The organism is Rhodococcus sp. NPDC056960, from assembly GCF_042674125.1.
Taxonomy (GTDB): domain Bacteria; phylum Actinomycetota; class Actinomycetes; order Mycobacteriales; family Mycobacteriaceae; genus Rhodococcus_F.
Genome location: NZ_JBHURF010000030.1, coordinates 30,087 through 42,508, shown reverse-complemented (window position 1 = coordinate 42,508; position 12,422 = coordinate 30,087). Strand labels below are relative to the sequence as shown.

The 12,422-nt window shown below is 66.7% G+C and carries 10 protein-coding genes; 2 read left to right on the top strand and 8 right to left on the bottom strand.

The features are described from left to right. Nucleotides 1–97 precede the first annotated feature (97 nt). A complete protein-coding gene (locus tag ACFTWF_RS36055) occupies nt 98–481 on the bottom strand; it encodes a zinc-ribbon domain-containing protein (RefSeq protein ID WP_378465862.1) in 384 nt (127 codons plus the stop codon). A gap of 212 nt (nt 482–693) precedes the next feature. Continuing rightward, nucleotides 694–1,401 (bottom strand): hypothetical protein, encoded by a 708-nt coding sequence (locus tag ACFTWF_RS36050; protein ID WP_378465861.1) that lies wholly within the window; start codon nt 1,399–1,401, stop codon nt 694–696. Between the two features lie 582 nt (nt 1,402–1,983). Here ACFTWF_RS36050 and ACFTWF_RS36045 point away from each other — a divergent pair. Then, nucleotides 1,984–2,556 carry a YceI family protein gene (locus ACFTWF_RS36045; RefSeq protein WP_378465860.1) on the top strand — a complete coding sequence of 191 codons (573 nt, stop codon included), beginning with the start codon at nt 1,984–1,986 and terminating at the stop codon, nt 2,554–2,556. A gap of 94 nt (nt 2,557–2,650) precedes the next feature. Here ACFTWF_RS36045 and ACFTWF_RS36040 read toward each other — a convergent pair whose 3' ends face one another. From ACFTWF_RS36040 to ACFTWF_RS36030, 3 genes are read right to left on the bottom strand one after another with little or no spacing between them, the layout of a single operon-like run. After that, nucleotides 2,651–2,905, bottom strand: coding sequence for a DUF3263 domain-containing protein (locus ACFTWF_RS36040; RefSeq protein ID WP_378465859.1), 255 nt, complete (start codon nt 2,903–2,905; stop codon nt 2,651–2,653). 39 nt (nt 2,906–2,944) lie between these two features. Then, complete coding sequence (locus ACFTWF_RS36035) at nt 2,945–4,012, bottom strand: 2-oxo acid dehydrogenase subunit E2 (protein ID WP_378465858.1); 1,068 nt, start codon at nt 4,010–4,012, stop codon at nt 2,945–2,947. Between the two features lie 42 nt (nt 4,013–4,054). Further along, complete coding sequence (locus ACFTWF_RS36030) at nt 4,055–6,406, bottom strand: transketolase C-terminal domain-containing protein (protein ID WP_378465857.1); 2,352 nt, start codon at nt 6,404–6,406, stop codon at nt 4,055–4,057. Nucleotides 6,407–6,677: 271 nt separating this feature from the next. On the opposite strand from ACFTWF_RS36030, the gene ACFTWF_RS36025 reads away from it, so the two are divergent. Further along, a complete protein-coding gene (locus ACFTWF_RS36025; RefSeq protein ID WP_378465856.1) occupies nt 6,678–7,565 on the top strand; it encodes a GntR family transcriptional regulator in 888 nt (295 codons plus the stop codon). A gap of 69 nt (nt 7,566–7,634) precedes the next feature. Here the strand turns inward: ACFTWF_RS36025 and ACFTWF_RS36020 are convergent, their stop codons facing one another. The 3 genes from ACFTWF_RS36020 to ACFTWF_RS36010 all read right to left on the bottom strand — a co-directional run bounded on the left by ACFTWF_RS36020 (nt 7,635) and on the right by ACFTWF_RS36010 (nt 12,372). Then, nucleotides 7,635–9,635, bottom strand: a complete 2,001-nt coding sequence (locus tag ACFTWF_RS36020) for an acetoacetate--CoA ligase (RefSeq protein WP_378465855.1) — start codon at nt 9,633–9,635, stop codon at nt 7,635–7,637. 87 nt (nt 9,636–9,722) lie between these two features. Beyond that, nucleotides 9,723–11,489 carry an FAD-dependent oxidoreductase gene (locus ACFTWF_RS36015; RefSeq protein WP_378465854.1) on the bottom strand — a complete coding sequence of 589 codons (1,767 nt, stop codon included), beginning with the start codon at nt 11,487–11,489 and terminating at the stop codon, nt 9,723–9,725. Continuing rightward, nucleotides 11,482–12,372, bottom strand: coding sequence for a fumarylacetoacetate hydrolase family protein (locus ACFTWF_RS36010; protein WP_378465853.1), 891 nt, complete (start codon nt 12,370–12,372; stop codon nt 11,482–11,484). Before ACFTWF_RS36010 ends, ACFTWF_RS36015 begins: the two co-directional genes overlap by 8 nt. Nucleotides 12,373–12,422: the final 50 nt, after the last annotated feature.

Below are 12,422 nucleotides of genomic sequence, written 5' to 3'. Positions count from 1 at the left end.
CCCTCACTGTCGAGCTGATCCGTTCCCGGAGTGCGCGGCTACACGAGCTCGGAGCACTGCTCCGTCCGCACCGGGACAAACAGTTACGCCGTCACCTCTAACCCGCGACATCCTGATCCGCGGCCGCAGCGTTCGCGAGCAGCCGCTCGACCCACCGGGTCCGGGCGTTGACGTCGCGGGCAGACAGGTATCGCGTGGCGTCCCGCGGCCACCTGTTCGCCTCCTGCGGGTGCGTGGTCGCCAGGTCATTGACCCCGGGCCGCGTCCGTTCGCCCGTGCACACCGGACAGCCGGCACCCCGACGCACCCTCCGCGAGGGCGACTCCTGCCACGAGTGCCCACCTGGTCCGAGCCACCACACCAATCGGTGGCGCGAGACCCGCACCTGCGACGGCTGCAGGCCACGGTTGTGCGTCGGATGCCATTGCTGCGCGAGGTCCGGTGCTACCGACTCGACGCTGCCCGTGTCGGATTTCGTCATCGATTCCCTCCTCAGGGCGGATGCTCGTCAAGTTGTTCATGGTCTGCCGGTGCGTCGCGTCCGGAGTCATCATCGAGGCCGGCATTACGCGGGGATGTTCTGGTCAGCCCGGTGACATGAGTCGATACTGCGGCATCACAACGACCGTTTGAATGCCAATTTTCTTCTCGGCGGGGCAGTGACGGATCCGGTCGATAACCGCCACAGATCTGCTACACCGCCGGATTCCACACCAGCCGTTTTTCGACAATGCACGGCAGCCAGCGTGTGCGCCGGACTGTGAGTGCACTGGTGCGTTCGAGGCTCGTTGCCAGGTCTGCCAGCATCGAACTCAAGGAGAGCCAGAGGGGCGGTTCCCATGCCCAATCTTCACGGGGCCATTCGTTGACACAGCCATGAAGTGGTCCTGGCCGCGTGTCAACGAAAAGGTGATCACCGTCTGCGTTTCCAATAGGGATGAACTCAGACAGAAATGCCTCCGACGGTGAACCTGCGGGCTCTTTCGCGAACTTGTCAGGGGAAACAGGGGGCCCGTAGTAGGCGGTTTTCGAGCCCTCCACCCTGCGATGATGATCGGCGACGACGCGATCAAGGGACAGCAGCTCATGGCGGGGGAAGAGCGAGATCCAGTTCTCTCGCGGAAAACCGTTGATCAATCGATAGAAGACGCGGAGCTCGCTCGTCCACACGCCCGTGGCCTGTTCTGCGAGCGCTATCTGCTCGCCAGTGGCTCCGACGAGCGCCGGATGCGAAAGATTGGTTCGCAACCAGGATGAGATCCGGGTCCACTCCTTGAGCACTGAGCTTGCGGGGGTCGATCGAAGGAGTTCGAGAACCTGCTCTTCTGAGGAGGTATGGAGGATCGCGTTGATAGCGGCGATCTCGTCAGGAGCGTGGCCTCCTATGGTTCCCTCGGGCATCGCACAACGGTGCACACAAGGAAGTGTGCTCGTGTAGATCTGTGCGCATCGTGCCCCGACGCTGACGGCCTTCTACATGGACAACTTCACTGGCATAACCGCGCCGAGTCCGACGATTCGCAACGATTGGACAGAATGATTGGCACACCGACCGGGCATTCCAGCAGCACCGCGGTGGACAATTGCCTGGTCCGATTGGATATCTCCCCTGTCACTTCACAGGTGTCCTCCGCCGGTTGACGCGAGGCACTGCCATCGCGTCCGAGGCAAGTACGGGACCTCTGCCACAAAGATAAGGCATTGCAGGACGTGACCTGCACGTATGGTGGGCTTCGGTGCACCGTCCGATGGCTGGTTACCTCTCAGGCCCGAGCCGCGTCGTTGCTCATCGGATACGGTGCGGAGACTGAAATTTCCGGACTCTCCGGGAAGATGATCCGAGGCCGACTGTGAGGGGTTTTCGGTGAACGCTGGAGAGGGAGAGGTGGTCAACGAATTTGGTGTACGTCGTCCCCGTTCAGCAGTTCGTGGATGGTGGGGTCTTCGGTGTCGTCGAACAGCGGTCGGATTCCGTGTGCTGCCATGATCTGGTCGTTGCTGGCGCCGGCGGCGATTATCGGCCAGACCAACGACACCCACTCCGCGTCCTCGGACCCGGCTTCCGCAGCCATTCCCGCCGGTACGTATGCGGTTGATACCGAGCGATCGATGGTGACGTTCCGCGCCAAGGCGTTCGGGTTGATGTGGGTACGAGGCCGTATCCCGGTACGAGAGGGTTCGATCACGATCAGTGAGGGCCGCATCACCGGGACCGGTCTGCTCGCCGCCGACCGCATCGATACCGCACTGGGACCCCGGGACTGGCACCTGCGGTCCGCGCACTACCTCCACACGGACAAGCACCCCACCATCCGGGTGGCGATCGATGGTGCCTACCTGTCGAGCCAGTCCGTTCCGTGCGAGGTGACGGTCCGGGAGACCACGGCTCCCACCCAGTTGCGACTTCGGTCGATCGAGGCGGTCGACACACTGCACATCACCGCCGAGACGACGGTGGATCGCACCGTGTATCCGATGCTGGGCCCGTGGGTCGGAGTGTCACGTCGTGCGAACCTGTTGATCACCCTCGTCGCCCGGCCAACCCGGAGCGGGTAGCCCTGAAGCCTATGTTGGAGGCAAACTCTCGCGCCCGGTTGGGCGCACGAGCACCGGTGGCCGCCACTGTGCGGCGGCCACCGGTGGGGAGCGATCACATGGCCACTCGTGATGCCGCGACAGCTCTCGAGGCCGGGCGGGCGAGTTTGCTGGAGCAGAAGTCCCTCAAGTATGTCCGGGTCGCGAAGTCGACGTCGTTGATCAGGGTGGACGTCACCATCGTGAGGAGGCGTTGGTAGAACACGACTGGGGTGATGCCGAACTCGGGCAGGATGTATTCGTCTCCGCCGCCGAATCGGGACCATTTGGTGGCGAACGCCAGCATGGCCTGATCCTCTGGGGTCATCATTTCCTCCCTGTCCCCTTGGGTATGTTGTGCCATTTTTTGTCAGAGATCGTCTGGGGTGAAGCCGTTTTCGAGCCGCACTTTGACGGCGGTGAGGAAGCGGGCGGCGTCGGCGCCGTCGACGATGCGGTGGTCGTAGGAAATGGACAGGTATGCCATCGAGCGCACGTCGATACGGAGTTCCCCGTCCTGCCGCGTCGGCACCAGTCGTTCGACGACGGCGCCGATCCCGAGGATCCCGGTCTGCGGTTGGTTGATGATCGGGGTGTCGAACAGTGCCCCGCGACTGCCGGTGTTGGTGAGGGTGAAGGTGCCGCCGGACAATTCGTCGGCGGTGATCGTGCCGGTGCGGACCTTGTCGGCCTTGTCTGCGATCGCCCGGGCCAGGTCTTCGATCCGGAGATCCTGGGCGTCGCGGATGACCGGCACCATCAACCCCTTCTCGCTGTCGACGGCCATGCCGAGGTGACAGTGGTCGTAGTAGGTCACCTCGGTGACCTCGGGGTTCAGCGAGGCGTTGAGGACGCGGTGCTCGGCGAGCGCGTCGACGGCGGCTTTGGCGAAGAACGGCAGAAAAGACAGCTTGAGTCCGGTCCGAGCGAGAAAGCCGTCCTTGTGCGTGGCCCGTAGCCGGGCGATCGCGGTGACGTCGACCTCGAGGACCGTGGTGAGCTGCGCCGAGATGTGCAGCGATTCGACCATCCGCTGGGCGATGGTCCGGCGGATCCGCGGCAGCTTTTCGGTGGTCGAGCCTGATACAGGCTGCGACGGAGCGGGTGCCGCGGTCGTGGTGGCCGGGTCCTCCGCAACAGGTGCCGGTATGGGAGGGTCCGCGGGAGCTGCGGCCGTGCCGCCGGACGCGGTGATGATCGCCAGTTCGGCGTCGATGGCGACGACGTCGTTCTCCTCGGCGAGGATGCGGTGGAGTATCCCGGTGACCGGGGACGGGATTTCGGTGTCGACCTTGTCGGTGGCGACCTCGAGCAGTGGTTCCTCGACGGTGACGTGGTCACCGGGTTGTTTCAGCCACCGGGTGATGGTGCCCTCGTCGACGCTCTCCCCGAGCGCCGGCATCCGCACCGTGGTGCCTTCGAGTTGTTCGGTTGTCATGTGGTGGTGTGCTCCTGGCCTCGAGTGCGGAGGTCTCTGTGATCAGCGGCGGATGTCGAGCGCGGCGCGGACGATGCTGTCGGTGTCGATGCCGTGGTAGCGGTAGACGTCGTCGAGGGAGCCGACCTGCCCGAACCTGCTGACCCCGAGGGCGGTGCTGCGCACCTGGTTGATGCCGGCGAGGAAGGCCAGGGTGTGCGGGTGACCGTCGAGGACGGTGACGATCGGGGTGGCCCGATCGGCCGGGAACAACTGGTCGAGGATCCAGCTCTCCCCGGACCCGCGGCCCTGGCGTGCCTGCACGGCCTCGAACAGCAACCCGGGACTGGTGACGCACACGACGTCCGCCGGGATGGACTGCTCCGCCAGCCGGTCGGCCGCGGCGAGGGCCTCGGTGATCATCGCGCCCATCGCGACGATGGTGACCTGCGCGTCGTCCCGGCGCACCAGCGGATACCCGCCGGCCACCACCTGCCGGCGGCGGCGCTCGCGGGCCGCCGGATCGGTGGGGACGGCGGCCAGGGTCTGATCGACCGGGCGGGTGGACAGCCGCAGGTACGCGGAGGTGCCGTCCGGGCGACCGAGCCGGCCGATGCTGGCCAGCAGGGTCCACTCGGTGTCGATCGCGAACGCCGGCTCGTAGCTGATGCAGCCGGGCTGCTCGAGACCGATCGACGGGGTCTTGATCGACTGGTGCGCACCGCCTTCGGCGGCCAGGGTGACCCCGGAGGGGGTACCGACCAGGATCGATTGCCCGCCCGCGTAGATGCCGTACGACCAGGGTTCCAGGGCCCGTTCGACGAACGGGTCGTACATCACCCCGATCGGGAACAGCGGCTGCCCCCAGCGACTCCAGGTGGCGCCGAGCTCCCCCATCAACCCGACCAGGTTCGTTTCGGCGATACCCAGTTCCATGTGCTGCCCGGTGGGCCGCTCATTCCAGTGCATGATGGTCTCGCGGTCGTCGTCGAACCAGTTGCGGCGCTCGGCCGCCGACCACACCCCCACCTTGTTGACCCACCCGCCGAGGTTGGTCGTCGAACTGACGTCGGGGCTGACCGTCACCACCCGCTTGGCGGCCTCGGGGGCCTCTCGGGTCAGGTCCAGCAGCACCCGGCCCAGCGCGGCCTGGGTGGTGGCGGTGCCCTTGGGGGTGCGGCCGATGTCGGTGGGGATCGTCAGCGCCGGCGACGCCGGGACCGGATCCCGGCGCAGTCGCTGCGCGTTGTCCGCGCACCGCCGCCCGGCCGCGGAATCGACGTCGAACCGGCCCCACGGGTTCGCCGGATCCATGCCCAGATCGGCGGCGAGCGATGCGTATTCCTCCACCGACAACAGCGACGAATGGTTCTGCGGGTGGCCCTGGGTGGGCAGCCCGTAGCCCTTGATGGTGTAGGCGATGATCACCGTCGGCCGGGTGTCGTCGATCTGCCGGTAGGCCGCGGTCAGCGCGGACAGGTCGTGGCCACCGAGGTTGCGGATCGCCGCGGTCAGGGTGCCGTCGTCGAGGCCGGCGATCAGGGCGCTGATCTCCGCACTGCCGGGACCGTCGCCGGGCAGGCGGGTGCGGACCTCATCGGCACTGCAGCGCAGCAGCCGCTGATACTCGGGGTTGGGCATGTCGAGAATGCGGGTGCGCAGCGCCGGCCCACCGGGGCGGGTGAACAACTCTTCGAGCAGCCTGCCGAACTTGACGGTGATCACCTGCCACCCGGCGGCGTCGAACATCTTCTCCAACCGGTTCGCGGCGATGTTCGGAATCACCCGGTCCAGGGACTGCCGGTTCAGATCCACGATCCACACCACCTCACCGAGGTCGGCGATGCCCGGGTCGAGGATCGCCTCCCACACCGCGCCCTCGTCGAGTTCGGCGTCCCCGACCAGCGAATACTGGCGGCCGGTCCCAGCGCCGCCGGTGGTGGTCTGCACGTACCGGCGGGCCATCGCCCCCCAGATCGGCGCGGTCGCGCCGATCCCCACCGAGCCGGTGGAGTAGTCGACGGTGTCGGGGTCCTTGGAGCGGCTGGGGTAGGACTGCAGCCCGCCGAACTCCCGCAGTGTGGTCAGGTACTTCTCGTCGAGTTCCCCGAGCAGGTAGTTGATGCCGTGCAACACCGGGGAGGCGTGCGGCTTGACCGACACCCGGTCACCCGGTTGAAGCTGCTCGAACCACAGCGACGTCATGATCGAGACCATCGACGCACACGAGGCCTGATGCCCGCCGACCTTCAGACCCGTCGGGTTCGGCCGGATCCGGTTGGCGTGATGGATCATCGACGTGGACAGCCACAACACCCGCCGCTGAATGGCTTCGAGCGTCTCGAGATCCACCGAACCGCCGGCCTGGGCGGGGGGAGACACGGTCCCGGGGTCGGCGGGCAGGGTGTTGTGCATCGGATTCTCTTTCCTCACAAGTGCGAATCGCTGCGGCGCGCGCAACTATCAGAACGGCTCCGACGGGGTGGCCGGGAGCAAACCGCTCGACCGGCGACGGGGTGTGTGCGGTCGGATGCGGGATCGGAATGCGGCGGTACCGGATCTGGTCTGACCGCCACCCACCTGTTATAACAGTGGACCAGGATTTTTCCGACTGCGCAATAGTCGGTGCCACGAATGAGCAGAATGCACGTCTTCGGGGCTCTCGAGGGAAGGTGGGATTGGCACAATGCCAAGTACGCACACAGCGGACCCGATCGACGCCCGGCTACTGTCGACTATCGGATCACGCCGCTGGTCGAGACGCTCACCGACTGACACCGTCGATCCACACGCGGACCAGCGCCGAACCGGTGTTATAACCTACGTCGTACGTGGTGAGGCGATGTTCGACACGGTGAGTGAGACGGAGATGGTCGTGGCAACCAGCACGAGAAGCCCGCAACCGCTGGTGCGTTCGCTGACACCCACGTCCGTTCCCGAGCAGGTCGCCAAGGAAATCCGGCGTTCGATCCTCTCCGGTGAACTGCGTCCGGGCCAGACGTTTTCGTTGCGGGAAATCTCCGGCCAGCTGGGGGTGAGTTTCATTCCGGTGCGGGAAGCCCTGAAAGAGCTCGAGGCCCAGGGTCTGGTGGTGACTCGTCCCGGGAAAAGTGCGATGGTTGCCCCGCTCTCGCACGAGGACCTGCACGGAATCTATCGGCTGCGCCGGCAGCTGGAACCGGAAATCGCCGGCCGCGCCTGCAAGATGCTCGACGACGCCGACTTGCGCCGCCTCGACGGCTACGTGGCCATGTTCGGCGATGAGAGCCTCGACCTCGACGACATCTACCAGGCGCACCACGCCTTCCACTACGAGTTGCTGCGGCCCGCCGCCACCGCCTGGGACCTGCGCGTGCTCGACGGCCTGTGGCACGCCGCGGAACGGTATATCCGCCTGGCATTCTCGGGCCGCGAGGCCGAACCGGACGAGCACCAGCGCCGGGAACACGCGCATGCGGACATCCTCACCGTCGTGCGCACCCGCAATATGAGGAAGGTCGCCGCAGCGACCCGGCAGCATCTCGACGACAACGAGCAGATCGCGCTTCGGGCGCTCGACCCGATTGCGCCCTGAACACTGCTGGGCACACGCCCAACTCACGGCTGGGGCCGCCGAAACCCCGGCCACCTCGAGGACTGGTCCTCAGGTGAGCGTCGAGGTGCCTGCACTCTTGTGCTGGAAGCGTTCGGCGTAGTCGATGTACCAGTCGAGGGCGGTGGTGTCGGCGACGGTGGCGCGGTTGATCGCGGTCTCCGGGGCCACTCCCTGGATCAGCTTCTTGACCGGAATCTCGAGCCGCTTACCGGTGCGGGTGGTGGGAATGGCGGGGACGTCGAAAATCGCGTCAGGGACGTGCCGGGGAGAGGCCTCCCGGCGGATCGTGGCGCGAATCTTGTCCACGAGCGCCTCGTCGAGGTCGTATCCGTCGCGCAGGACCACGAACAGCGGCATGTGGTAGCCACCGCCGGGTAGTTCGGCGCCGATCACGAGGGCCTCGGCGATCTCGGGGAGGGCTTCGACGGCTTGGTAGATGTCGGCCGACCCCATCCGGACTCCGCCGCGGTTGATCGTCGAGTCCGACCGGCCGTGGACCACGCAGCCGCCGTCTGCGTCGATGGTGATCCAGTCGCCGTGCCGCCATACTCCGGGATACGTCTCGAAATAGGCGTTCCGGTATCGGCGGCCGTCGGGGTCGTTCCAGAAGTAGATCGGCATCGACGGCATCGGTGCGGCGATCACCATTTCCCCGACCTCCCCGACGACCGCCTTACCGGCGTCGTTCCAGGCCTGCACATCGACCCCCAGGTACGGGCCCTGAAGTTCGCCGGTCCGCACCGGGCTCAGCGGGTTGGCGCCGATGAAGCCGGTGGCGACGTCGGTGCCGCCGCTGTCCGAACCCAAATGAACTTCGCTGCTGACCGTGTCGTAGATCCACCGCCAGGTGCTGTCCGGCAGCGGGGAACCGGTCGACATGATCGACCGCAGCCTCGACAGGTCGAAATCGGTACCGGGCCGGGTGCCGGCCTTCTCGCACAACGTCAGGTAGGCGGCTCCGGTGCCGAATCGTGTTGCCCCGTACCGGGCGCAGATCTCGAATTGGTGGTCGGGCCGCCCGAACGTGGGGCTGCCGTCGTAGGTGATCAGGGTGGCGCCGACCGCCATCACGTTGACGAGCATGTTCCACACGACCCATGCCGTGCTGGCTGCGATGAACACCCGATCGGTGGGGCCGAGGTCGTAGTGCAACGTGTTGGCCTTGAGGGCTTCGAGGAGGATGCCGCCGTGCGAGTGCACGATGCCCTTGGGCAGCCCGGTGGTGCCGGAGCTGTAGAGGATCCACAGCGGATGGTCGAACGGCACCTGCTCGTACTCGGCTGCGGCGTCGCCGACGACGAGGTCGGCGAAGTGGGCGATGCTCTGCCGATGCGTCCCTTCGGCGGGCAGGCCGAGGTTGTCGACGACGATGGCGTGCCGCACCGTCGGCAGCTGGTCCAGCAGGGCGGCGAAGACGTCCCGGCGGTCGATGCGCTTGCCGTTGAATAGGTAGCCGTCGACCCCGATCAGCACGGTCGGCTCGATCTGCGCGAACCGGTCCACCAGGCCTTTGACGCCGAAATCTGGTGCGCAACAGGACCACACCGCACCGATGCTGGCCGCGGCCAGCACTGCGACGACGGTGGGTGCGATGTTCGGCAGCACCGCCGCGATCCGGTCGCCCGGCTGCACCCCGATCTTCCGGAAGTGCGCGGCGAGGTTGGCGACCTGCGCAACCAGCTCGGCCCGCGAGAGTTCCCCGGTGGTGCCGTTTTCGTCGACCGAGATGATCGCGGGCCCGGTCTGGTCGGTATGGCGCAAAAGGTTTTCGGCCCAGTTCAGCTCGGTGCCGGGGAACCACCGGGCCCCGGGCATCTGGGGGTCGGCGAGCACCGTGTGCGGGGGCGCCGAGGCGATGACGTCGAAGTACTCCCAGATCGAGAGCCAGAACGTCTCGAGGTCGCTGATCGACCAACTCCACAGCGAGTCGAAGTCGGTGGTGCAGACGTTCTTCTCGGCCGCGAGCCAGCGTTGGTATCGGCTCATGTTCGAGGCCGCGACCCGCTCGGGCGGCGGGGTCCACAACACTTCACGTCCTGGGGCGGTCATTGTTGGTGCGTCCTTTCCGGCTCCCGCCGCCACGGGCAGACGTGGTGCCTGGGTCTGCCCGCGGGGAGGGATGTTCGTGCGGTGGGGTCAGCGTGAGAGCACGGTGCCGAGTGCGCGGGTGAGCTCGTCGGCGGGGTCGGCGGCGGCGCCGGGGGCGCGCCAGGCGACGTGGTTGTCCGGGCGGACCAGGATGGCGCCGGTGTCGTCGATCTGGCGGAGTTCACTCCAGCGGCCGGTGGGGTCGGTGTAGTCGGTGCCGGCGCCGATCTGGGCGACCTTGATCTGAATACCGAACTTGTCGTTGGCCACCCGGGCGGCGTCGGACCAGGTGGCGCCGTCCGCGGCGGTGATGAGCACGAAGTGCGCGTTGTTGCCGGTGAGGTCGTGGGTGGAGATCTGCTGGCCTTCGTGCTCGAGCCAGGCGTGCGGCAGGCGGTGGCCGGGGCGGGTGGTGGGGTGGTAGGTGTGTCCCATCGGGTCGCGCGGCGGTGCCTCGGTGCCGTCCGGGACGAGCGCCCCGTCCTGGTAGGCGAAGCCGATTTCGAGGTCGTGGGCCTGGAATTCGGTGCGCTGGGTACTGATCACCTCGGCCGCGCGGGCCCTGCGGGTTTCGCCCATCGGGGTGTCGGAGAAGTAGTCCCGGAACACCTGGACCTGGGCTTCGAGCGGTTGGCCGGGGATCAGGCCGAGGCCGGCGTCGACGACCATGTGGTTGAGGAAGGTGAACATGGCCCAGTCGACGTTGCGCATGCCGACGAGGCGGCGTTCGGGCTCGTAGGTGTCGAGCAGGGCGGGGGCGGCGTCACCCTTGATCACCGCGGCCAACTTCCAGGCCAGGTTGTGGGCGTCCTGGATGGCGGTGTTCAGGCCCAGACCGGTGGTGGGCGGGTGTCGGTGGGCGGCGTCGCCGGCGAGGAAGATGCGGCCGACCTGGTACTTGTCGGCGAGCACCCCTTCGAGGATCCAGTGACTGACCTTGTGGATCTTCAATTCGAGGTCGGGCAGCTTGAGCAGCTCGCGCAGCCGCGGAACGATCGCCTCTTCGTCGAACCGGGCCGGATCGTCCGGGCGGAAGGTGAAGTGCAGCACGAATTGTTCCGAGTGCTTGCCCCACGTGGGGCCCATGGCGGCCATGGCGCCGCTGTTCCAGGATCCGGCGCCCTCGGGGTTGAGCAGCCAGGTGATCAGGACGTCGTCCTCCCACCACTGGGACAGGTCGGCGGTGAAGTGGGTGCTGACCATGTCGAGGATCCCGGTGGGGCCCTCCATTTTCACGCCGAGTTCGGGTCCGACGGTCTTGCCGCCGTCGGCGGCGACCAGGTATTGGGCGTGGACGGTGTAGGTCTCCTGGGTGTCGCGGTCGAGGATGACGGCGTGGATTCCGTTCTCGTCCTGCTCGAACGAGACGAGTTCGCGGCCGAAGTGGATCGAGTCCGGTGCCCTCTTCTCGGCGTGCTCCCGCAGGAGGGGTTCGAGCCGGATCTGCGGGTAGTTGGTGGACGGGCAGGGGCTGTCGACCGCGTATGCGCTTTCGAGTCGTCCGCCGCCGAACGATTCGAGGGTGTACAGGGTGCGCCCGTCCAGTTCGCCGTCGCCGCCGAGGGAGGTCACCCACCGGGTCTTACCCATGTTCTTCGGCGGGGTGCCGACCGCGTAGATCGAGTCCGCGACGCCGACCTGGCGCAGCACCTCCATGGTGCGCTGGTTGAGGTAGTGGGCTTTCGGCAGATGGGAGGTGCTGTCGTGCCGCTCGACGAGGTGGTGGTCGATGCCGTGCTCGGACAGCAGGATCGAGGTGGTCAGTCCACACCCGCCTCCGCCGACGATGAGGACGGGAACGGTGATGTCAGACATGGCTGGTGCTCCTGGAAACAGTGGTGAGGGGGTGCGGGCGGGTTGCGGCGGTGAAGTGGTGCCGCATCTCGCCGATGGTGTCGGCGCGGCTGATGAGTTCGTCGTCGACGCCGATGAGCCGCTTGGGATCCCGCGTGAATCCGATACCGGAAGGGGTGCCGGTGAAGATGAGGTCGCCGGGGCGCAGCGGCAGAATCGACGACAGATAGGACACGAGGACCGGGATCGGGAAAATCAGGTGCCGGGTGCGCGAGTTCTGCATCACCTCCCCCGACAGGATTGTGCTGACCGCGATGTCGTCCGGGTTCTCGAATTCGTCCGGGGTGACCAGGACCGGCCCGATCGGGGCGAAACCGGCGAACGACTTGCCGAGGGTGAACTGCTGCGGTGGGGGACCGGACAGTTGCAGGTCCCGCTCGGAGAGATCTTGCCCGAGGGTGAGCCCGGCAACGTGGTCCCAGCCGTCGGAGGCGGGCACGTTGCGGGCTTCCTTGCCGATGACCGCGACGAGTTCGACTTCGAAATCGACTGACCCGCCGGGGTGTTCGATGGTGTCGTAGGGGCCGGTGATCGAGGCGGGGAACTTGGTGAACACGAACGGCGCATCGGGCAGGGTCAGCCCGGATTCTTCGACGTGGTCGGCATAGTTCACGCCGACGGCGAAGATCTGGCCGGGCCGGGGAACCGGAGCCGACAGCTCCGACTCGACCACCGCCGCCCCGTCGTTCATGTCGACCGTGGCTGCCCATGCGGTGAACTCGTCCCACCGGTCGTAAATCTGCTGAGGGTCCGCCGAGAACCGGCCCCCGCTGGCCGTCTCGACGTCGACGGCGATCCCGTCTGCCACGATCTGGAGCCGGCCGGATTGGTTTGCCACACGCATGAAAGGTGTCCTTCGGTGAGAGAGAGGTGCTTCTGCCGGGCCGAGCGCGA